This window comes from Streptomyces sp. 63XJN7_1_ISO-PGPR-S23-121 (assembly GCF_056173025.1).
Genome location: NZ_CM149653.1, coordinates 342,835 through 364,108, shown reverse-complemented (window position 1 = coordinate 364,108; position 21,274 = coordinate 342,835). Strand labels below are relative to the sequence as shown.

The following is a 21,274-nucleotide window of genomic DNA, read 5'->3' as shown; positions in this document are numbered from 1 at the left end:
GGTTGGAATCACGGACCGCCGGGTATGGGCGGCTACCAACCCGTGATCCACCGGGTCCGCCAGGGCAAACGCACGGTGAAGGCTCCGCGCGTCCGCCCGGACCCGCGCCACCCGCGGCCCGGCACTGTCGGTGCCCGCGGGTAGATTCGACTGTGGCCGGCGCACCGCCCGCACGTGGTGCGCACCGGCCCTGACCGACGACTGCAGGAGTGATTCGTGTGGATCGTGTCGCGCTGCGCGGCCTGAAGGCCCGCGGGCACCACGGTGTGTTCCCCAAGGAGCGCGAGGAGGGCCAGACCTTCCTCGTGGACATCGTCCTGGGCCTGGACACCCGGCCGGCCGCGGCCGACGACGACCTGGCGAAGACCGTGCACTACGGCATCGTGGCCGAGGAGGTCGTGGCCGTCGTCGAGGGCGAGCCCGTCGACCTGGTCGAGACGCTCGCCGAGCGCATCGCCCAGGTCTGCCTGAAGCACGAACGGGTCGAGGAGGTCGAGGTCTGCGTCCACAAGCCGGACGCCCCGATCACGGTGCCCTTCGACGACGTGACCGTCACCATCATCCGGAGCCGTGTATGAGTGTCCCCTTCACCGACGGTCCCAGCGACCCGACCGTCCAGCCGGTGCCCGCCTCCGTCGTCGAGAGGGTGGACGCCGCCGACAGCACGCTGTCCAACCCCAAGCGCGCCGTGATCGCGCTCGGCGCCAACCTCGGCAACCGCCTGGAGACCCTCCAGGGCGCCATCGACGCCCTGGAGGAGACCCCGGGCGTGCGCATCAAGGGCGTCTCGCCGGTGTACGAGACCGAGCCGTGGGGCGTCGAGCCCGGCACCCAGCCTTCGTACTTCAACGCGGTCGTGGTCCTGAAGACCACCCTGCCGCCGTCCTCGCTCCTGGAGCGGGCGCACGCCGTCGAGGAGGCCTTCCACCGCGTGCGGGACGAGCGCTGGGGCCCGCGCACCCTCGACGTCGACATCGTCGCCTACGCCGACGTCGTCTCCGACGACCCGCACCTGACCCTGCCCCACCCGCGCGCCCACCAGCGCGCCTTCGTCCTCGCCCCGTGGCACGACGTGGACCCCGAGGCCCAGCTGCCCGGCCACGGCCCGGTCGCCGGCCTGCTGGACGCGGTGACGCGCGAGGGCGTCGCGCCCCGCGCCGACCTGGAACTCCACCTGCCCGAGTAGTCGTTAAGGTCGAGACGACCGAAGTCCGCCGCCGGACGCCCGACGTCCGGGCGGGCGGCGGCCGGCGCATGAGCCGGACATCCGGGGGAGCGAAGGGGCACCGTGAAAGAGTTGCGCATCAGGATGCTGGCCGGCGTGTTCGTCGTCGCCGGAGTCCTGTCCTGGGCGGGCGCCCGCCTGTGGAACTCGGTCGGGACCCTCCCGAGCGTCCCCCTCGCCGCCCCCATCGTGCTCGCGGTGATCGCCGTGATCCTGCTGGCCACGGCGCTCTCGATCCGCGCCCGGCTGAAGGCCCAGCGCGACCGCGTCCCCGGCGCCAAGGGCGTCGACCCGCTGATGGCGGCCCGCGCGGTCGTCTTCGGCCAGGCCAGCGCCCTCGTGGCCGCCCTGGTCGCCGGCATGTACGGCGGCACGGGCGTCTTCCTCCTGGAATACCTCGACATCCCCGCCCGCCGCGACCAGGCCATCTACGCCGGCTTCTCGGTCCTCACCGGCATCGGCGTCATAGCGTCCGCCATGTTCCTCGAGCGGGTCTGCAAGCTCCCGGAGGACGACGACGACAACTCGGGCGCGGCCCCGACGACCTGACCCGCCGCGTCCCCGGCCGGACCGGCGCGCCGTGTCAGCGCGCCATGATCAGGCTCATCGCCTCGTTGCGGGTGGCGGAGTCCCTCAGCTGACCGCGCACCGCCGAGGTGATGGTCTTCGCGCCGGGCTTGCGGATGCCGCGCATCGACATGCACATGTGCTCGCACTCGATGACGACGATCACGCCGCGCGGCTCCAGGATGTCCATGAGGGAGTCCGCGACCTGCGTGGTGAGACGTTCCTGCACCTGCGGCCGGCGGGCGTAGACGTCCACGAGACGGGCGAGCTTGGACAGTCCGGTGATCTTCCCGCTGGTGGACGGGATGTACCCGACGTGGGCGACACCCCGGAACGGCACCAGGTGGTGCTCACACGTGCTGAACACCTCGATGTCCTTCACCAGGACCATCTCGTCGTGACCGAGGTCGAAGGTGGTCGTCAGGACGTCCCCGGGCTCCTGCCACAATCCCGCGAATATCTCCCTGTACGCCCGCGCCACCCGCGCCGGCGTCTCCCGCAGGCCCTCCCGGTCCGGGTCCTCGCCGACCGCGATCAGCAGTTCGCGCACGGCGTTCTCGGCCCGCTTCTCGTCGAACTCACCGATCGGGTCCTGGCCGTCCAGCGTCACGGGGTCGGTCATCTGGTGCCTCGTTCCTGTCTTCTCGCATGCCGGCATACGGAAATGCCGCGCCCCCCAAGGCTAGAACCTGGGGGGCGCGGCTTACATTCCGACCCTGATCGGTCGCGGGGAGGCCGTGATCAGCTCTCCGGGCGGTCCTCCGGGGCCCTCTCGGGTGCCGGGGCGGGCTCCGCCGTGGTGCTCTTGGCGGTGGAGATCGCCGCCGTCGCACCGTTCGCCCCGTTGGTCAGTGCGAGCTCCTTGGGGGAGAGCACCGGCGGGCGGGTCGAGGGGGTGCGGCGGGAGGAACCGGTCCAGGCGGGCCGGGGCGGGCGCTTGACGATCGTCGCGAAGATCTCGGCGATCTCCTCCTTGCCGAGCGTCTCCTTCTCGAGCAGGGCGAGGACGAGGTTGTCGAGGACGTCGCGGTTCTCGACCAGGATCTCCCAGGCCTCGTTGTGCGCCGTCTCGATGAGCTTCTTGACCTCTTCGTCGACCAGCGCGGCGACCTCTTCCGAGTAGTCGCGCTGGTGCGCCATCTCACGGCCGAGGAAGGGCTCGGTGTTGTCGCCGCCGAACTTGATCGCGCCCAGACGCTCGGTCATGCCGTACTGCGTGACCATCGCGCGGGCCACACTGGTGGCCTTCTCGATGTCGTTCGCGGCACCGGTCGTCGGGTCGTGGAAGACCAGTTCCTCGGCCGCGCGGCCGCCCAGCATGTAGGCGAGCTGGTCGAGCATCTCGTTGCGCGTGGTCGAGTACTTGTCCTCGTCCGGGAGCACCATCGTGTAGCCGAGGGCGCGGCCGCGGGAGAGGATCGTGATCTTGTGGACCGGGTCGGAGTTCGGTGAGGCCGCCGCGACCAGGGCGTGACCGCCCTCGTGGTACGCGGTGATCTTCTTCTCCTTGTCCGACATGATCCGGGTCCGCTTCTGCGGGCCCGCGACCACACGGTCGATCGCCTCGTCCAGCATGTGGTTGTCGATCAGCTTCTGGTCGCTGCGGGCCGTCAGCAGGGCGGCCTCGTTCAGCACGTTGGCCAGATCGGCACCGGTCATGCCGGGGGTGCGGCGGGCGACGGCCGACAGGTCGACGTCCGGCGCGACCGGCTTGCCCTTCTGGTGGACCTTGAGGATCTCCAGACGGCCCTGCATGTCCGGCCGGTCGACGGCGATCTGCCGGTCGAAACGGCCCGGGCGCAGCAGCGCCGGGTCGAGGATGTCGGGCCGGTTCGTCGCGGCGATGAGGATCACGCCGCCCTTGACGTCGAAGCCGTCCATCTCGACGAGCAGCTGGTTCAGCGTCTGCTCGCGCTCGTCGTGACCGCCGCCCAGGCCGGCGCCGCGGTGGCGGCCGACCGCGTCGATCTCGTCGACGAAGACGATGGCCGGCGCGTTCGCCTTGGCCTGCTCGAACAGGTCACGGACCCGGGAGGCACCGACACCGACGAACATCTCGACGAAGTCGGAACCGGAGATCGAGTAGAACGGCACGCCCGCCTCGCCCGCGACGGCACGCGCGAGCAGGGTCTTGCCGGTACCGGGCGGGCCGTACAGCAGCACGCCCTTGGGGATCTTGGCGCCGACGGCCTGGAACTTCGCCGGCTCCTGGAGGAACTCCTTGATCTCGTGGAGCTCCTCGACGGCCTCGTCCGACCCGGCGACGTCGGAGAACGTCGTCTTCGGGGTGTCCTTGGTGATGAGCTTCGCCTTGGACTTGCCGAAGTTCATGACCCGGGAGCCGCCGCCCTGCATCTGATTCATCAGGAACAGGAAGACGACCACGATCAGGACGAACGGCAGCAGGGAGAGCAGGATGCCGACGAAGGCGTTCTGCTTGGACGGCGACACGGTGTAGCCGTCGGGGATCTGCTTGTCCTGGTACTTGTTCTGCAGGGTGCCGGCGATGGTCACGCCCTGATCGCCGATGTAGCTCGCCTGGATCTTCGAGCTGCCCTTGATCTTTTCGCCGTCCTTGAGCTGGACCTTGATGGTCTGCTCGTCACCGGTGGTGAGCTTGGCCGACTCGACCTTGTTGTTGTTGATCGCCTGGACGACCTGGCCGGTGTCCACCGTCTTGTAGCCGCCGGACGAGCCGACGACCTGCATCAACACGACCACGGCAAGGACGGCCAGCACGATCCACATGACCGGCCCACGGAAGTATCGCTTCACGTCCATCCACACGGAGCGGTGCCGCCCCGTCCCTCCTGCCATAGTGAGTCTGATAAGACAGTTCTTCTGACGGTACCCCAGCCTGGTGGCCCGAAGCCGCACAGGACGGTCGACGTCCCGTCTGCATGCTCCAACGCCGCGGGGGCCGCCGGGGTTCCCGTTCCGCCCTACGAGGCTGTGCTAGCCACCGTAGACGTGAGGCGCGAGCGTACCGACGAACGGCAGATTCCGGTACTTCTCGGCGTAGTCCAGCCCGTAGCCGACGACGAACTCGTTGGGGATGTCGAAACCGACCCACTGCACGTCGATGGCGACCTTGGCGGCGTCGGGCTTGCGCAGCAGCGTGCACACCTTGAGGGAGGCGGGCTCGCGCGAGCCGAGGTTGGAGATCAGCCAGGACAGTGTCAGGCCGGAGTCGATGATGTCCTCGACGATCAGGACGTGCCTGCCCTTGATGTCGGTGTCGAGGTCCTTGAGGATCCGCACCACGCCGGAGGACTGGGTGCCCGCGCCGTACGAGGACACCGCCATCCAGTCCATGGTGACGGGGGTGGACAGCGACCGGGCGAGGTCGGCCATGACCATCACGGCGCCCTTGAGGACACCGACGATCAGCAGGTCCTTGCCCTCGTACTCCGCGTCGATCTTCGCGGCCAGCTCGGCCAGCTTCGCGTCGATCTCTTCCTTGGTGATGAGTACCTTCTCGAGGTCGGCACCCATGTCGTTCGCGTCCACCCGCATCACTTTCGGTCGTCCCACCGGCCACTCCGGATCACCCCGGTGACCCCGGACGGGTCGGTGGGAGCTTCCGGATTCAGCCTTGCCGAATCACCAGTCTGCCACCCTGCCGCCGGGCGACGACTTTGCCGGGGAGGTTGATGGCTCCCTGACCGCGCCAGCCGGTGATCAGCCGGTCGACTTCCTCGATGTGGCGGGCGAACAGCGCACCGGCCGGGGCGCCGGCCTCGATGGCGGCCCGGCGCAGGATTCTGCGGCGCACGGCGGGCGGCAGGGCGTAGAGCTTGGCGCACTCCAGGACGCCGGTTGCGTCGCGGACGCCGGCCTCGGCCTGGCGGGCCCAGGTGTCGAGGGCGTCGGCGTCGTCCCGGGAGAGCTGGGCCGTACGGGCGAGGGCCTCCACAACGCCCTTGCCGAGGGCCTTCTCCAGGGCGGGCAGGCCTTCGTGGCGCAGCCGGGAGCGGGTGTACGCGGGGTCGGCGTTGTGCGGGTCGTCCCAGACGGGCAGGGACTGGACCATGCAGGCCTTGCGGGCGGTCTGCCGGTCGACCTGGAGGAAGGGGCGCCGGTAACGGCCGCCGGCCCCCGAGACCGCGGCCATGCCCGACAGGGAGCGGATGCCGGAGCCGCGGGCGAGGCCCAGCAGGACGGTCTCGGCCTGGTCGTCGCGGGTGTGGCCGAGCAGGACGGCGGCGGCCCCGTGACGGGCGGCCGCGGCGTCCAGGGCGGCGTAGCGGGCGTCGCGGGCGGCGGCCTCGGGCCCTCCCTCCCGGCCGACGGTCACGGCGGTCGCCTCGACCGGGTCGAGGCCGAGCTCGCGCAGGCGCAGGACGACTTCCTCGGCGCGCAGGTCGGAGCCGGTCTGCAGGCCGTGGTCGACGGTGACGCCGCCGGCGCGGATGCCGAGCCGGGGGGCCTCGAAGGCCAGGGCGGAGGCGAGCGCCATCGAGTCGGCGCCGCCGGAGCACGCCACGAGCACGAGCGGCGCCGGCGGACGGTCGGGCGCGCGCTCGGCGGCCGTCCCGGCGGGGACGCCTGCCGTGGTGTTCAGTTCGGTCAGGATGTCGTGGAGGACGCGGCGGACCGCCAGGCGTATCGCCGCGACCGCAGGATGGGGACCCATGTCCGGTGCCCTTCATGAAGTTTTCGGGGGTGAGCCCGAGGTTCGGTCACGCAGAGTGTGTAGATGGTGACAGAAACGGGCCGTTCCCCGAGCATCGCACGCCTGCCGAAGGCTCACGGTCCCTCGGACGGGTGATTGAAGGGGCGTTCGCCTGCCGTCGGCCGGATTCGTTCACGATCCGCCCGCGGGGCTCACGACTCCGGCGTGCGGTGCACCCGCGCGATCCAGTCCGCCGGTTTGGCGATCTCCGCCTTGGTGGGGAGCGTGTTGGGCGAGGTCCACACGCGGTTGAAGCCGTCCACGCCGCACTCGTCGACGACGGCCCGTACGAAGCGTTCGCCGTCCCGGTACTGGCGGAGCTTGGCGTCCAGGCCGAGCAGCTTGCGCAGGGCCATGTCGAGGCGGGAGGCGCCCTTGGCGCGGCGCTGCTGGAACTTCTCGCGGATCTCCGCGACGCTCGGCACGACCGCCGGGCCGACCCCGTCCATCACGAAGTCCGCGTGGCCCTCCAGCAGCGACATCACGGCGGTGAGACGGCCGAGGACCTCCCGCTGGGCGGGTGTCTGCACCAGCTCGACAAGCGACCGGCCGCCGTCGTCCTCCTCGCCCTCGGGGCGTCCCCCGGCGAGCGTCTGGGCGGCCTCGCGGACGCGCTCCAGCACGGTCATGGGGTCGACGTCGGTCTCGGCGAGGAACGACTGGATTTCGCCCTCAAGGTGGTCGCGCAGCCACGGCACGGCGGTGAACTGGGTGCGGTGCGTCTCCTCGTGCAGGCACACCCACAGGCGGAAGTCGTGGGGTTCGACGTCGAGTTCGCGCTCGACGTGGACGATGTTCGGCGCGACGAGCAGCAGCCGGCCGCCTCCATCGGCACCGGCGGGGAGCTCACGGGTGGCCGGGGCGAAGGTCTCGTACTGGCCGAGGACTCGGGACGACAGGAACGACAGGAGCATGCCCAGCTCCACGCCGGTGACCTTGCCGCCGACGGCGCCGAGGACCGCGCTGCCGGGGGAGCCGCCGCGGCGCTCCTCCATCTTCTCGAGCAGGGGCTTGAGGATCTCCCGGAATCCGGCGACGTTCGCCCGGACCCAGCCGGGGCGGTCAACGACGAGGACCGGGGTGTCGTGGACCTCGTCGGTCGCCAGACGAGTGAAGCCCCGGACGTGTTCCTCCGAGGCTTTGGCGTGGCGGCGGAGTTCCGCGACGACGGCCCGGGCCTCGTCGCGACTCACCTCGGGGCCCGGCCGCACGAGCCGGGTCGCGGTCGCCACCGCGAGATTCCAGTCGACCATGCCGGAAGATGCGCCGATGCTCGTCATCCCTCAACGGTACGTGAGCGCCGCCGTCGAAGGCAGGCTGTGCGGGGCGGTGGAGTGGGGGCCACGGCTGCCCGCCGCTACGACACGAGGACGGTCGCCGCGTGGTCCAGGGCGGTCTGGGCGGCCTGCGCGTCCGTCGTGTCGCTGGTCAGGAAGGCGAAGGCCAGCAGACGGCCGTCGGGGGTGACCACGGTGCCGGCGAGGGTGTTCACCCCCGTCAGGGTGCCGGTCTTGGCGCGGACGAGACCGGCCGCGCCGTCCGCGTACCGGCCGCTCAGCGTGCCGGTGAAGCCGGCGACGGGGAGACCGGTGAGGACCGGCCGGAGCTCGGGCCGGGCGGGGTCGGCCGCCTCGGCGAGCAGCGCCGTGAGGAGGTCGGCGGTGATCCGGTCGGTGCGGTCCAGGCCGCTGCCGTCGTGGAACACCGCGCCCCGCACGGGCAGTCCGAGCCCCTTCAGCCGGGCGGTGACCGCGGCGGAGACGCCGTCGAAGTCGGCGCGCTGCCCGGTCGCCACGGCCGTGTGCCGGGCCAGGGCCTCGGCGAGGTCGTTGTCGCTGTTGGTCAGCATTCGCTCGACCAGGGCGGACAGCGGGGGCGAGGAGACGGTGGCGAGGGTGGCGGCGCGGTCCGTGGCCTTGGAGGGGCCCGGGGCGGACGCCGTGACGCCGTGGTCGCCCAGGAAGCCCGCGAAGGCACGGGCGGCGTCCGCCGCCGGGTCCGCGGCGCGCGGGGCCGGTCCGCTGGTGGAGTCGTCCGTGCGGCCCTCGTCGGCCATCAGGGCGGTGACGGGGGCGAGGTTCTCGTTGACCCCGATCGGGTGCATTTCCGCACCGGCGTAGAGCGTGGTGTCGTACGACAGCGTCACCTTGGTCACACCGCGCTTCCTCAGGGCCGTGGCGGTCCGCTCGGCGAGGGTGCGCAGGCTGGCGAGGCCCGCGGCGTCCGGGCGGGCGGTGAGGGTGGGGTCGCCGCCGCCGACCAGGACGAGTTCGCCCGTGTCGCTCTCCAGGGCGGTGCGGGTGGTGAGGCGGTGGTCGGGGCCGAGGGCGGAGAGCGCGGCGACCGCGGTGGCGATCTTGGTGGTGGAGGCGGGGGTCAGGGCGGTGCCGGCGCCGCGGCCGTACAGGCGCTTGCCGGTGGTGAGGTCGACGACCGCCGTGCCGCGCCGGGCGCCGAGCGCGGGGTCGTCGAGGAGGGGGCCCAAGAGGCCGGCGAGGGCCTCGCCGCGTGGTGCCGCCCGGACGCCGCCGGGGGCGGTGCCGGAGGCGCCGGCGAGGGCGGTGAGGACGGACGCGGCGCTGGGGGCGGGCCGGGGCTTCCCGGCGGCCGCGCCGGGGCCGGCGGACCCGCGGCCGTGATCTGCGCCACCCGTGTGCTCCAGGGCGACTGCCCGGTCCCGCTCGGCCGTACGCTGACCCGTGGAGTCCCAGGGGCCGGCGGCGGTCACCACACCGGCGGCCAGTGCCAGTCCGGCGGTGGCGGCGCCGGCGGTGTACTGCCAGGTCTTCGGCCCGCGGGTGGGCTGCGGCGCCGTGGCCCGCGCGAGCCGCGTCAGACGCGGTCCGGCGGCCCGGGCGGCGCGTGCGAGACGCGGACGTACGGCGCCCGCGACCCGCACCACGTGCGGTCTCGCGGCCCGCCAAGGCCTCAGCTCTGGCACGACCACCAGCCCCTTTCGCGATCACACACCTGCGTGAGGGACACTTAACCACCAGAACTATGTGCTGATCATGGAGGAGCGTCCGGTGGAGTTCGACGTCACGATCGAGATCCCGAAGGGTTCGCGGAACAAGTACGAGGTGGACCACGAGACCGGTCGTATCCGCCTGGACCGCCGCCTCTTCACCTCGACCGCCTACCCGACCGACTACGGCTTCGTCGAGAACACCCTCGGCGAGGACGGCGACCCGCTGGACGCGCTGGTCATCCTCGACGAGCCGACCTTCCCGGGCTGCCTGATCCGCTGCCGCGCGATCGGCATGTTCCGCATGACCGACGAGGCCGGCGGCGACGACAAGCTGCTGTGCGTGCCCTCGACGGACCCGCGTGTGGAGCACCTGCGTGACATCCACCACGTGTCGGAGTTCGACCGCCTGGAGATCCAGCACTTCTTCGAGGTCTACAAGGACCTGGAGCCGGGCAAGTCGGTCGAGGGCGCCGACTGGGTGGGCCGCACCGACGCCGAGGCCGAGATCGAGCGGTCCTACAAGCGCTTCAAGGACCAGGGCGGCCACTGACACAGGAGCCCCTCCCGTAACGGGCCGCACGCGAGCGCGTGCGGCCCGTTCACGTTTGGGCCCGCATACTGAGGGTTAGAGGAGGGGGTGTCGTACGGAGGCTCAGGGAGCGTTGCGCAGGTGACGGAGGCGGAGGACCGCAAGCCGCAGTCGGACGAGGCGCACAGCGCCTTCCGGCCGCCCCAAGGGGTCGCGGCGGCCGACGGCGAGTCGTCGACGTCCGAGTTCGAGGTCCCGCAAGGGCTGGCCGTCGCCCGGGCCACCGGATCGGAGTCCGAGACGACCTCGGAGTTCTCGCTGCCGGAGGGTCTGGACGTGCCCGCGGCGCCCTCCGCCGAGGCGGAGGGGTCGGCGTTCACCACGCCGAGCACCTACAGCGCGTGGAACACGCCGGCCGCGTTCACTCCGGCGGGTGGTTTCCCGGCCCTGGGCCTGACGAAGGACGTGCCGTGGCAGGACCGGATGCGCGCGATGCTGCGCATGCCGGTGGCCGAGCGGCCCGCGCCGGAGACGGCCCACCGGCACGAGGACGAGACGGGCCCCGCCGTGCCGCGCGTGCTCGACCTGACGCTGCGTATCGGGGAGCTGCTGCTGGCGGGCGGTGAGGGCGCCGAGGACGTCGAGGCGGCGATGTTCGCGGTCTGCCGCTCCTACGGCCTGGACCGCTGCGAGCCGAACGTCACCTTCACGCTGCTGTCGGTCTCCCACCAGCCGTCCCTGGTCGAGGACCCGGTGACGGCGTCCCGGACGGTGCGCCGCCGGGGCACCGACTACACGCGGCTCGCGGCCGTGTTCCAGCTCGTGGACGACCTCAGCGACGCGGACACGCACATCTCGCTGGAGGAGGCCTACCGGCGCCTCGCGGAGATCCGCCGCAACCGGCACCCGTACCCGACCTGGGTCCTGACCGCGGCGAGCGGAGCGCTGGCCGGCGCGGCCTCGCTGCTGGTCGGCGGTGACGTGATCGTGTTCTTCGCGGCGATGTTCGGCGCGATGCTCGGCGACCGGCTGGCGTGGCTGTGCGCGGGGCGTGGACTGCCGGAGTTCTACCAGTTCGCGGTGGCCGCGATGCCGCCCGCCGCGATCGGCATCGCGCTGACGCTGACGCACGTCGACGTGAAGTCGTCCGCGGTCATCACCGGTGGCCTGTTCGCCCTGCTGCCGGGGCGGGCGCTGGTCGCGGGCGTGCAGGACGGTCTGACCGGCTTCTACATCACGGCCGCCGCGCGTCTGCTGGAGGTCATGTACTTCTTCGTCAGCATCGTCGCCGGGGTGCTGGTGGTGCTGTACTTCGGCGTCCAGCTGGGCGCCAACCTCAACCCGGACGCCGCGCTGGGCACGGGCGACGAGCCGATCGTGCAGATCTTCGCGTCGATGCTGCTGTCGCTGGCCTTCGCGATCCTGCTCCAGCAGGAACGGACGACCGTGCTGGCGGTGACCCTGAACGGCGGCGTCGCCTGGTGCGTCTACGGCGCCATGCACAACACCGGCGGCATCTCCCCGGTGGCCTCCACGGCCGCCGCGGCAGGGCTGGTGGGACTGTTCGGGCAGCTGATGTCCCGGTACCGCTTCGCGTCGGCGCTGCCGTACACGACCGCGGCGATCGGGCCGCTGCTGCCCGGTTCCGCTACGTACTTCGGGCTGCTGGCGATCGCCCAGAGCAAGGTGGACGCGGGGCTGCTGTCGCTGTCGAAGGCGGTGGCGCTCGCCATGGCCATCGCCATCGGGGTGAACCTCGGTGGGGAGATCTCCCGGCTGTTCCTGAAGGTGCCGGGGGCGGCGAGCGCCGCCGGCAGGCGGGCCGCGAAGCGGACGCGGGGTTTCTAGCGCCGGGTTCGGTGGCCCCGGCGCCGGATGCCCGCGGGCTCCCCGCGGCCCTCGGGCCGTTCAGTAGCCCTGGTTGTACGGGCCCTGCCCGCCCTGCTGCCCGTGGTCGCGCGGGTACTGCTGCTGCTGCTGATCGCCGTGGCCCTGGTTGCCGTAGTCCTGATTGCCGTGGCCCTGGTTGCCATAGCCCTGGTTGCCGTATCCCTGGTCGGCGTACCCCTGGTTGCCGTAGTTCTCGTCGGCGTAGCCCTGCCGGCCGTAGCCCTGGTCGTACTGCTGCTGGGGCTGCTGCGGCTGCTGGTAGGCATCCACGCGGCGGAGCTGGGTCGTCGCGTCGTCCATCACCGGGTACTGCGGCTGCTGGGGCTGCTGCGGCTGCTGGGCCGCCGGGGACTCGGCCGCGGCGGCGCGCTTCTTCTTCGCGCGCTCCCGCAGGAACTCGATGCCGATCGGGACGACCGAGACCAGGACGATCAGGACGAGGATGGCCTCGACATTGGTGCGGATGAACTCGATCTGGCCGAGCCAGTAGCCGGCGAGGGTGACACCCGTGCCCCAGGCCACGCCACCGATCACGTTGTACGTGAGGAACGTGCGGTACTTCATACGGCCGGCGCCCGCCACGATGGGGGCGAAGGTGCGCACGATCGGCACGAAGCGGGCCAGGACGATCGCCTTGGGGCCGTACTTCTCCATGAACTCGTGGGCCTTCTCCAGGTTCTCCTGCTTGAAGAGTCTGGAGTTCGGCCGGCTGAAGAGCTTGGGGCCGAAGAACTTGCCGATCATGTAGCCGACTTGGTCACCGAGGACGGCGGCTGCCACGATCAGGGTGCACACCAGCCACAGCGGCTGGCTGATGTACTGCCCTTGGGCGACGAACAGGCCGGCGGTGAACAGCAGCGAGTCGCCGGGCAGGAACGCGAAGAGACCGGACTCGGCGAAGACGATCAGCAGGATGCCGGCCAGGCTGAAGGTCTCGATCAGATAGTCCGGGCTCAGCCACTCGGGGCCGAGCGCAAGCGTGGTCACGGGATGTGGCTCCTGCACTGGGGGGCGGGCTGGGGCTTGGCTGCCTCAACGTATCAACGCAGCCGCGTGGGTCCGGGTTCCACCTGTGCGCCGGAGGTGCGCCGTGCGCCCGGCCGGGGAACCCTGTGAACCATGGGCATTGAAGAATACGGCGGCGGACAGGGCCCTCAGCCCGACGTACTCGTCGTGACCACGAACGACCTGCCCGGCCACCGGGTGCAGGAGGTGCTCGGGGAGGTCTTCGGACTGACCGTACGCTCCCGGCACCTGGGGAGCCAGATCGGCGCCGGGCTGAAGTCACTGGTCGGCGGTGAGCTGCGCGGGCTCACCAAGACCCTCGTCGAGACCCGCAACCAGGCCATGGAGCGGCTCGTGGAGCAGGCACGCGCGCGGGGCGCCAACGCGGTGCTGGCGTTCCGCTTCGACGTGACCGAGGCGGCGGACGTGGGCACCGAGGTGTGCGCGTACGGGACGGCGGTCGTCGTGGCCCGGGAGTGACCCGGGCCACGACGCTCAGGAGGTGTGCCGGGCGGCGTTGGCGAGGATCGCATCCCGCAGGTAGACGGCGAAGCCCGGCCGGGCCTGGTCGAGGTTTCGCGTGAAACGCTCGTCCGAGACGTACATCTCGCCCAGGCAGGCGTGCATCTCGTACCCGCAGTCGTAGTGGTTGCGGACGATCCCCTGCCGGTGGTCCTCGGCGGCGTCCATGGCCGCCTCGGAGCCGGCGGGCTCACCGGCGTCCATCAGAGCGACGAAGCGCCGGGTGAGCTCGTCGGCCTCGTCCTGGATGCGCTGCCAGTCCTCCTTGGTGTACGAGGCCGTACGCTGCTGCGACTGGCGGTAGGCGTCGGTGTCGCCCCAGCGTTCCCGCACCTCCTCCTGGTGCTCGTCGGGGTCGAAGTCACCGAAGACCTCGAACTTCTCCTCGGGCGTGAGGTTGATGCCCATGCTGCGTGCCTCCATGGCGTGCTCCACGGCCGCCGCCATCTTCTGCAGCTTCTCGATCCGGGCGGTCAGCAGCTCGTGCTGGCGGCGCAGGTGCGCGCGCGGGTCCGCGGCCGGATCGTCGAGCAGGGCGGCGACCTCGTCGAGCGGGAAGCCGAGCTCGCGGTAGAACAGGATCTGCTGCAGCCGGTCGAGGTCGGCGTCGCTGTAGCGCCGGTGGCCCGCGCGGCTGCGCCCGCCGGGGGCGAGCAGGCCGATGTCGTCGTAGTGGTGCAGGGTGCGCACCGTCACTCCGGCGAAGCCGGCCACCTGTCCCACGGAGTAGCTCACTTCCGCTCCCTTCTGTGACGCCGTCCACGCTGCCTCCTCACGCCACGTGAGGTGCAAGCCCGGCCGCCGCCGGCGGACCGGGCGGAGGACCGGTCTACCGGCTGAGGCGGGCGAACCTGCGCACCGCCAGCGGGAAGAACACCGCGAGCAGCACCAGCGGCCAGACGACGGCCGCCCAGACGTGTCCCGACTCGCCGCCGGGGCCGCCGAACAGGTCCCGCACGGCGGTGGTGGTCTGCGACATCGGGTTCCACTGGACGACCGTGCCCAGCCAGCCGGGCATGGAGTCCGGTGCGGCGAAGGCGTTGGAGAGGAAGCCGACCGGCCAGACCAGGATCTGCACCGCCTGCACGAGCTCCGGCTTCCCCGCCACCAGGGCCAGGAAGATGCCGGCCCACAGCATGGCGAACCGGAAGAACAGCAGCAGGCCCACCGCGCCCAGGAACGCGCCGGGGCCGCCGTGGGCGCGCCAGCCGAGCGCGTACCCGACCGCGATCATCACCGCGAGGCCGGCCGTCGACTGGAGCATGTCGGCGGCCGATCGGCCCACCAGCACCGCGCCGTTCGCCATCGGCAGCGAGCGGAACCGGTCGATGACGCCCCTGTCGAGGTCCCGGGTGACGGCGATCATGGTGCCCTCCAGGCCGAAGGCCATGGTGAGGGCGAGCATCCCGGGGACCAGGTAGTCGACGTAGTCGCCGCTCACGCCCCGGCCGCCGCCGACCAGGTAGCCGAACATCAGCAGCAGCATGACGGGGAAGACCAGGCCGACGACGACGGGGACCGGCTGCCGCGCCCAGCGGGCCAGCTCGCGGCGGGTCATGGTCCAGCAGTCGGTCAGGGCGTACGTGGTCACACGGCCTCCTCGGCGTGGTCGGTGAGGTGCAGGAACACCTCGTCCAGGGTCGGCCGGCGCAGCGCCACGTCCTCGGCCTCGATCCCGGCCTCGCGCAGCGCCCGGACGACGTCGGAGAGCGCCGCCATCCGGTCGGTGACCGGCGCGCTGAGCAGCCGCCGGTCGGGGTCGACGCGGACGCCGGTGAGGGGCAGCAGGCCGGCCGTGGCGCCCAGCTGTCCGGCGTCGCGCAGGACGACGTCGATGCGGTCGCCGCCGGTGGCGGCCTTCAGTTCGTCCGGCGTGCCGTCGGCGACGACCCGGCCGGCGTCGACCACGGAGACGCGGTCGGCGAGCTGGTCGGCCTCCTCCAGGTACTGGGTGGTGAGCAGGACCGTCGTACCGCCATCGACCAGGGAGCGGACCGAGTCCCACACCTCGGCGCGGCCCCGCGGGTCGAGTCCGGTGGTCGGTTCGTCCAGGAAGAGCACCTCCGGCTCGGTGATCAGGGACGCCGCGAGGTCCAGGCGGCGCCGCATGCCGCCGCTGTACGCGGCGACCGGCTTGCGTCCGGTGTCGGTGAGGCCGAAGCGTGCCAGCAGTTCCCCGGCACGCGCGCGGGCCCGCCGGGCGCCCAGGTGGTGCAGGCGGCCGAACATCTCCAGGTTCTGCCGGCCTCCCAGTTCCTCGTCGAGCGCCGCGTGCTGGCCGAGCAGGCCGATGCGCAGCCGTACGGCGTACGCCTCGGTGACGACGTCGTGCCCGGCCACCTCGATCCGGCCGGCGTCCGGCCGGAGCAGGGTGGACAGGACCCGGACCAGGGTGGTCTTGCCGGCGCCGTTGGGTCCGAGCACCCCGTGCACCGTGCCGCGCGTGACCGTCAGGCCGAGCCCGTCCAGCGCGTTCCTGCTGCCGTACCTCTTGCGTGCCCCTTCGACGGTGATCGCCGCATCGGCCACTGCGCCTCCCCTGCTAGTCAAAGTTGACTACTTGACTGGCGAAGGTAGTGCCCGCACCCGGCCTTAGTCAAACTTGATTAGGCTGCTCAGCCGACGTCCCCGCGATGCCGCTCCCCCGTCGCGTACGGGTTCTCCTCGCCCTCCGCCAGGACGCCGACGAACGGCTCGCCCTCCCCGGCGAAGGTGTACGCGCCGCCGCGGATGCGCTCCACGAGAGCGCGGGTCCACTCGGCGCCCGTGTCGGCGGAGTGCACCCAGAGGTTCATGATCTCGCCGATATGACCGAGCTGTCCGGGGCCGTCCCCGGGCGTGTAGTACGTCGTGACGGACTCGCGCCACTCCCGGATGGCCCGGATCCGCTCCTCCAGGAGGGCCAGCACCTCCTCGCGGCCGAGGTCGACCATGAAGCCGAGGCCGGCGGAGAGCACGTCCGGCTTCTGGTCGTAGGCGGTGAGGGACTCCCGCAGCAGGGCGAAGTACTCCTCGGTGCCCTTCCCCGTGATCTCGTACTCCGTGCGCGGCGGGCCGCCCGCGGTGGACGGGGCGATCTCGTGCGCGTGCAGCAGTCCCTGCTTGGCCATCTGCTTGAGCGCGTGGTAGATCGAGCCGGGCTTGGCGTTGGACCACTCGTGCGCGCCCCAGTACTCCAGGTCGTTGCGCACCTGGTAGCCGTGGGCCCGCCCGTGCTGGCGCACCGCGCCGAGCACCAGGAGACGGATCACTGACATGCGGTCCAGGTTAGGCGGGGACGGGGCCGGACCGGACGCCGGTCCGGCCCGCGCCGGTCAGAACGGGAAGCCGCTCCGGCCGTGCTGCACCGAGATCCACTTCTGCGTGGTGAAGGCGTCCAGCATCGTGTCGCCGTTCAGCCGGCCGATCCCGGAGTGCTTCTCGCCGCCGAAGGGCACGATCGGCTCGTCGTGCACGGTGCCGTCGTTCACGTGGAACATGCCGGTGTCGATCCGCTTGGCGAACGCGACGCCCCGCTCGACGTCCGCCGTGTGCACGGCGCCGCTCAGACCGTAGGGCGTGTCGTTGACCAGGCGGACGGCCTCCTCCTCGCCGTCGAAGGTGACCAGGAAGGCGACCGGGCCGAAGACCTCCTGCTTCAGCAGGGCGGATTCGGCGGGCAGGCCGGTCAGGACCGACGGCGTGACGAGGTTGTCGGTGGCCGTGCCGCGCACCAGGGCGGTGGCGCCCTCGGCGAGGGCCTGCTCGACCACACCGGTGAGCGCGTCCGCCTGCGAGGAGTTGATCACGGGGCCGATGACGGTCGCCGGGTCGCTCGGGTCGCCGGCCTTGAGGCTCTTCACCTTGGCGACGAACTTCTCGGTGAACTCGTCGGCGACCGCGCGGTCGACCAGCACGCGGTTGGCGGCCATGCAGACCTGGCCCTGGTGGACGAAGCGGCTGAAGACGGCGGCGTCGACCGCGTAGTCGAGGTCGGCGTCGTCGAGGACCACCAGGGCGCTGTTGCCGCCCAGTTCGAGCACCGAGCGCTTGAAGTTCGCGGCGCAGACCGTGGCCACGTGGCGGCCCACCGTGTCCGAGCCGGTGAAGGAGATCACCTTCGGGACCGGGTGCTCCAGGAAGGCGTCGCCGATCTCCGCGATGTCGGTGACCACGACGTTGAGCAGACCGCCCGGCAGGCCGGCGTCCTCGAAGAGCTTCGCGACCAGGGTGCCGCCGACGATCGGCGTGTTCTGGTGCGGCTTGAGGACGACGCCGTTGCCGAGGGCGAGGGCCGGGGCGACCGACTTCAGGGAGAGCAGGAAGGGGAAGTTGAAGGGGCTGATCACGCCCACCACGCCGACCGGGACCCGGTAGACGCGGTTCTCCTTGCCGTCGACCGGCGAGGGGATGATCCGGCCCTCGGGGCGCAGCGCCAGGTGGACGGCCTCGCGCAGGAACTCCTTGGCGAGGTGCAGTTCAAAGGCGGCCTTCAGACGGGTACCGCCGAGCTCGGCGATGATCGCCTCGCTGATCTCCGCCTCGCGCTCCTCCACGAGCCGCAGCGCCTTCTCGAACACCGCGCGGCGCGCGTACGGGTTCGTCGCCGCCCACTGCTTCTGCGCCCGCTCGGCCGCCCGGTACGCGGCGTCGACCTCGTCGACGGTGGCTATCGTGATCGAGGCCAGCTTCTCGTTGTCGTACGGGTTGAAGTCGATGATGTCCCAGGAACCGGTCCCCGGACGCCACGCGCCGTCGATGTACTGCTGGGCGAGGTCGGTGAAGTACGACGACATGTGATCCCTCAATCCCCTAGCTGCCGCGAGCGAGTCGCCTGACTGGGCGTCATCGTACTTACGTTTCAGGAGAGTTGGAGAAGGCCCCGAAGCAGGTCCCGGCTCTCGTCCGGCCCCGGGCTGTCCTGCTGGAGCTCCTTGAGCGCCGTCTCGTACTGGGTGACGTCCTCGCGCTTGTCCAGGTACAGGGCGCTGGTGAGCTGCTCCAGGTACACGACGTCCGAGAGGTCGGACTCGGGGAAGCTGAGGAGCGTGAACGCGCCACTTTCGCCGGAGTGCCCGCCGAAGCCGAACGGCATGACCTGAAGCCGCACATTGGGGCGTTCCGACATGTCGATCAGGTGCTGGAGCTGTCCGCGCATCACTTCACGCCCGCCGTACGGACGGCGCAGCGCGGCCTCGTCCAGCACGATGTGGAACTCGGGGGCGTTCTCGGCGACGAGGTGCTTCTGCCGCTCGAGGCGCAGCGCCACCCGCCGCTCGACGTCCGCCTCGCTCGCGCCCTTCATGCCGCGCCGGACGACCGCGTGGGCGTACTCCTCGGTCTGGAGGAGGCCGTGGACGAACTGCACCTCGTACACGCGGATCAGCGACGCCGCGCCCTCGAGGCCCACGTAGGTGGGGAACCAACTGGGCAGCACGTCGGAGTAACTGTGCCACCAGCCCGCGACATTGGCCTCCCTGGCAAGGGAGAGCAGGGAGGCGCGCTCCTGCTCGTCCGTGATGCCGTACAGCGTCAGCAGGTCCTCGACGTCCCTCGTCTTGAAGCTCACCCGGCCCAGCTCCATCCGGCTGATCTTCGATTCCGAGGCGCGGATCGAGTAGCCCGCCGCCTCGCGCGTGATCCCCCGCGTCTCACGCAGTCGCCTGAGTTGTGATCCGAGCAGCATGCGCCGCACCACCGATCCGGGCTCTCCCGCGCTCACGTTCGCCAGCCTCCCCAACCGTCTTCAGGGGCCGAAGTCTGCCACTAAAACACTCCGAGCAGTACTCGCCCGGTTACGGAAACGGAATCGAGCCAAGGAGAACGCGCGCGATCGGGCGGGGAGTTGACAGCTTCCGTTAGTGATGCGGGATGAAGACGGCGCGAATACGACGGAAAAATTGCATAACAAGCGGTACGGGCAGGTCCATTTCGGTCACGTGCACGTGCATCTGCCCTTGCATCCACGGTACGCATCCGAAACCATGGTCCCGCACCACCGCGCCGCATCGCTACGACCGCGAACTCCCGGGAGTGCCTCGCATGGGGACGAATGGATCGACCATGCTCGAGCCGTTACGGCAGGGCCTTCCGCCACTCGACCCCGCGGCCGTCTCCAATGCCGCGTCGTGCGCCCTGCCGCCCCGTTACGAGGCGGTGCGCGAGGCCCGGCGGTTCACCCGGAGAACGCTCGACGGCTGGGAGATGGGCGACCGTTTCGACGACGCCTGCCTCGTCGTGTCCGAGCTCGTCACCAACGCCCTGCGGCACGCCCTGCCGGCCGACGCCCCGCGCCTGGCCGACCAGAACGGTCCCGTACGGCTGCACCTGATGCGCTGGCCTGAGCGGCTGGTGTGCGCGGTGCGCGACCCCAGCCACGACAGCCCGGTCGCCCGGGACACCGACGACTTCTCGGCGGAGTCGGGCCGCGGTCTGTTCCTCGTCGACTCCTTCAGCGACAGCTGGGGCTGGCACCCGCTCGCCGGCACGCTGGGGGGCAAGGTCGTCTGGGCGCTGTTCCGGCTCCGGCAGCCCGCCGGCTGACCGCCCGCGGCGCTCGTGCCGCGCGGTCGGGCGAGGGCGGCGCGTCGAGCGGCGGTCGGGGCGCGCCTTCAGATCGCGATCAGGTGGTCGAACTCCCCGTCCTTGACCCCCAGCAGCATGGCCTCTATCTCCGCGCGCGTGTAGACGAGCGCGGGGCCCTCGGGGAAGCGGGAGTTGCGCATGGCGACTCCGCCGCCGGGCAGTCGCGCGAACTCCACGCAGGACCCCTGTGAATTGCTGTGCCGGCTCTTCTGCCAGGCCACGTCGTGCAGCTGCGTGGCCGCCATGCCGTTGTACACGCCGGACGCGTCGTCAACGTCGTACACGTCGTGGTCCACAGGTCGCTCCCCGGTGGTGCACTGGCTGGTATGGCCATTGATGCAGCGGTCAACTGATCCGGATCATAACTCTGTTCACGTGCCGATGCATGAGCAAATGCACGTGCACGCGCGGTGTTCCTCCGGTTACAACGTCGACGACCGCCTCGCTGAAAGCCCTTGCTCTCTTTGACGCCCGCTCCGTGGGAGTCGTTCCCGCGCCTTCCCCCGAATTCGGAGAACATGCAACAACACGGCGGGCCGCCCACCGGACCGGGCCCCGGTGCGGAAGGGACGGGCGCCGTCGGCCCGTCCCAGGTCGACCCGCGTGACCATGCACACGCCGGGCTTCTGCGGGGAGTTGCCGCGGCGCCCTGGTAGCTTGCGGCTGACGTGGGGCCCACCCGGCCGTCCGGCTACAGCTTGGAGCTTGCGGTGACACTGGTGACTGCGGAGAGCACGGCGAGTACGGCGAACGCGACGAGCACCGCGGGCACGGCGCGGGCGGCTGCCCGCGCGGCCGGCCCCGGTGGCGCCCGGCGGTCCGTCCGGGCGGCTGCCGCGGCCGCCGTCCTGGTGGGCGCGCTGGCACTCACCGCGTGCAGCGACGGCGGCGACGCCGACGACGATTCCGGCAAGGGCACGTCCTCGGCCGCGCCCAGCACCTCGGCGAGCGCCGGCACGGGCGGTACCGACGGCGGCTCGCCGTCCGCCGCGGCCGGCGAGCTGGAGGGAAGCTGGCTGGCGACCACCGACGGCCACGCCGTCGCCCTGGTGGTCACCGGCGACAAGGCCGCCCTCTTCGCCACGGGCGGGTCCGTGTGCAGCGGCACCGCGGCCGAGCAGTCCGGCACCCGCGCCATCCGCCTGAAGTGCACCGACGGCAGCACCGACCGCGCGAACGGGACGGTCGAGTCGGTCGACGGCACGTCGCTGAAGGTGAAGTGGCAGGGCGCCCTGGGCGAGGAGACGTACACCAAGTCCGAGGGCGGCACCGTGCCGCCCGGACTGCCGACCGCCGGTCCGGGGTCCTGAACCGCACCTACGAAGGAAC

The 21,274-nt window shown here is 71.3% G+C and carries 22 protein-coding genes; 8 read left to right on the top strand and 14 right to left on the bottom strand.

Features of this window, described 5'->3' with window-relative positions; all coding sequences use genetic code 11:
* Nucleotides 1-218: 218 nt before the first annotated feature.
* The 3 genes from folB (at nt 219) to AC0VYN_RS01730 (ending at nt 1,774) form a co-directional block, all read left to right on the top strand.
* Nucleotides 219-578, top strand: coding sequence for a dihydroneopterin aldolase (folB, locus tag AC0VYN_RS01740; RefSeq protein ID WP_385458828.1), 360 nt, complete (start codon nt 219-221; stop codon nt 576-578).
* A complete protein-coding gene (folK, locus tag AC0VYN_RS01735) occupies nt 575-1,186 on the top strand; it encodes a 2-amino-4-hydroxy-6-hydroxymethyldihydropteridine diphosphokinase (RefSeq protein WP_385458830.1) in 612 nt (203 codons plus the stop codon). The genes folB and folK overlap by 4 nt, the downstream gene beginning before the upstream one ends.
* 102 nt (nt 1,187-1,288) lie before the next feature.
* Entirely contained in the window at nt 1,289-1,774 is a 486-nt protein-coding gene (locus AC0VYN_RS01730; protein ID WP_475534486.1) for a DUF3180 domain-containing protein, read from the top strand.
* Between the two features lie 34 nt (nt 1,775-1,808).
* Here AC0VYN_RS01730 and folE read toward each other — a convergent pair whose 3' ends face one another.
* The 6 genes from folE to dacB form a co-directional block, all read right to left on the bottom strand.
* Entirely contained in the window at nt 1,809-2,414 is a 606-nt protein-coding gene (gene folE, locus AC0VYN_RS01725) for a GTP cyclohydrolase I FolE (protein ID WP_475534485.1), read from the bottom strand.
* Between the two features lie 119 nt (nt 2,415-2,533).
* A complete protein-coding gene (gene ftsH, locus AC0VYN_RS01720) occupies nt 2,534-4,573 on the bottom strand; it encodes an ATP-dependent zinc metalloprotease FtsH (protein ID WP_385458925.1) in 2,040 nt (679 codons plus the stop codon).
* Between the two features lie 174 nt (nt 4,574-4,747).
* Nucleotides 4,748-5,308, bottom strand: coding sequence for a hypoxanthine phosphoribosyltransferase (gene hpt / locus AC0VYN_RS01715; protein ID WP_385458927.1), 561 nt, complete (start codon nt 5,306-5,308; stop codon nt 4,748-4,750).
* A 73-nt stretch (nt 5,309-5,381) separates the two neighbouring features.
* Nucleotides 5,382-6,428: a tRNA lysidine(34) synthetase TilS gene (gene tilS, locus AC0VYN_RS01710; protein WP_385458836.1), complete on the bottom strand. Its 1,047-nt coding sequence runs from the start codon at nt 6,426-6,428 to the stop codon at nt 5,382-5,384.
* 191 nt (nt 6,429-6,619) lie between these two features.
* Nucleotides 6,620-7,747 carry a zinc-dependent metalloprotease gene (locus tag AC0VYN_RS01705; RefSeq protein ID WP_385458838.1) on the bottom strand — a complete coding sequence of 376 codons (1,128 nt, stop codon included), beginning with the start codon at nt 7,745-7,747 and terminating at the stop codon, nt 6,620-6,622.
* 77 nt (nt 7,748-7,824) lie between these two features.
* Nucleotides 7,825-9,414 (bottom strand): D-alanyl-D-alanine carboxypeptidase/D-alanyl-D-alanine endopeptidase, encoded by a 1,590-nt coding sequence (gene dacB / locus AC0VYN_RS01700; protein WP_475534484.1) that lies wholly within the window; start codon nt 9,412-9,414, stop codon nt 7,825-7,827.
* A 79-nt stretch (nt 9,415-9,493) separates the two neighbouring features.
* On the opposite strand from dacB, the gene AC0VYN_RS01695 reads away from it, so the two are divergent.
* Complete coding sequence (locus AC0VYN_RS01695; protein ID WP_007452023.1) at nt 9,494-9,985, top strand: inorganic diphosphatase; 492 nt, start codon at nt 9,494-9,496, stop codon at nt 9,983-9,985.
* A gap of 120 nt (nt 9,986-10,105) precedes the next feature.
* The gene (locus AC0VYN_RS01690) at nt 10,106-11,812 is read left to right on the top strand and encodes a threonine/serine exporter family protein (protein WP_475534483.1); all 1,707 of its coding nucleotides are present in this window, start codon (nt 10,106-10,108) and stop codon (nt 11,810-11,812) included.
* Between the two features lie 60 nt (nt 11,813-11,872).
* Here AC0VYN_RS01690 and AC0VYN_RS01685 read toward each other — a convergent pair whose 3' ends face one another.
* On the bottom strand, nt 11,873-12,841 hold the full coding sequence (locus tag AC0VYN_RS01685) for a DedA family protein (protein ID WP_475534482.1): 969 nt from the start codon (nt 12,839-12,841) through the stop codon (nt 11,873-11,875).
* A 132-nt stretch (nt 12,842-12,973) separates the two neighbouring features.
* Here AC0VYN_RS01685 and AC0VYN_RS01680 point away from each other — a divergent pair, with 132 nt between their 5' ends.
* Nucleotides 12,974-13,339 carry a YbjQ family protein gene (locus AC0VYN_RS01680; RefSeq protein WP_030184065.1) on the top strand — a complete coding sequence of 122 codons (366 nt, stop codon included), beginning with the start codon at nt 12,974-12,976 and terminating at the stop codon, nt 13,337-13,339.
* 15 nt (nt 13,340-13,354) lie between these two features.
* Here the strand turns inward: AC0VYN_RS01680 and AC0VYN_RS01675 are convergent, their stop codons facing one another.
* The 6 genes from AC0VYN_RS01675 to AC0VYN_RS01650 form a co-directional block, all read right to left on the bottom strand.
* On the bottom strand, nt 13,355-14,116 hold the full coding sequence (locus AC0VYN_RS01675; protein ID WP_475534481.1) for a MerR family transcriptional regulator: 762 nt from the start codon (nt 14,114-14,116) through the stop codon (nt 13,355-13,357).
* Between the two features lie 94 nt (nt 14,117-14,210).
* Nucleotides 14,211-14,972 (bottom strand): ABC transporter permease, encoded by a 762-nt coding sequence (locus tag AC0VYN_RS01670; RefSeq protein ID WP_475534480.1) that lies wholly within the window; start codon nt 14,970-14,972, stop codon nt 14,211-14,213.
* Nucleotides 14,969-15,910 (bottom strand): ATP-binding cassette domain-containing protein, encoded by a 942-nt coding sequence (locus AC0VYN_RS01665; protein ID WP_475534479.1) that lies wholly within the window; start codon nt 15,908-15,910, stop codon nt 14,969-14,971. The genes AC0VYN_RS01670 and AC0VYN_RS01665 overlap by 4 nt, the downstream gene beginning before the upstream one ends.
* Before the next feature lie 86 nt (nt 15,911-15,996).
* Nucleotides 15,997-16,638 carry a PadR family transcriptional regulator gene (locus AC0VYN_RS01660; protein WP_475534478.1) on the bottom strand — a complete coding sequence of 214 codons (642 nt, stop codon included), beginning with the start codon at nt 16,636-16,638 and terminating at the stop codon, nt 15,997-15,999.
* Nucleotides 16,639-16,695: 57 nt separating this feature from the next.
* Nucleotides 16,696-18,156 carry an aldehyde dehydrogenase family protein gene (locus AC0VYN_RS01655; protein ID WP_475534477.1) on the bottom strand — a complete coding sequence of 487 codons (1,461 nt, stop codon included), beginning with the start codon at nt 18,154-18,156 and terminating at the stop codon, nt 16,696-16,698.
* 65 nt (nt 18,157-18,221) lie between these two features.
* Entirely contained in the window at nt 18,222-19,046 is an 825-nt protein-coding gene (locus AC0VYN_RS01650; protein WP_385458930.1) for a helix-turn-helix domain-containing protein, read from the bottom strand.
* 377 nt (nt 19,047-19,423) lie between these two features.
* Between AC0VYN_RS01650 and AC0VYN_RS01645 the strand changes: the two genes are divergently transcribed.
* Nucleotides 19,424-19,903 (top strand): ATP-binding protein, encoded by a 480-nt coding sequence (locus tag AC0VYN_RS01645; protein ID WP_385458856.1) that lies wholly within the window; start codon nt 19,424-19,426, stop codon nt 19,901-19,903.
* Nucleotides 19,904-19,971: 68 nt separating this feature from the next.
* On the opposite strand, the gene AC0VYN_RS01640 is transcribed toward AC0VYN_RS01645, so the two are convergent.
* Nucleotides 19,972-20,241, bottom strand: a complete 270-nt coding sequence (locus AC0VYN_RS01640) for a DUF397 domain-containing protein (protein ID WP_475534476.1) — start codon at nt 20,239-20,241, stop codon at nt 19,972-19,974.
* A gap of 414 nt (nt 20,242-20,655) precedes the next feature.
* On the opposite strand from AC0VYN_RS01640, the gene AC0VYN_RS01635 reads away from it, so the two are divergent.
* On the top strand, nt 20,656-21,255 hold the full coding sequence (locus tag AC0VYN_RS01635) for a hypothetical protein (protein ID WP_475534475.1): 600 nt from the start codon (nt 20,656-20,658) through the stop codon (nt 21,253-21,255).
* The last annotated feature ends 19 nt before the right edge of the window (nt 21,256-21,274 follow it).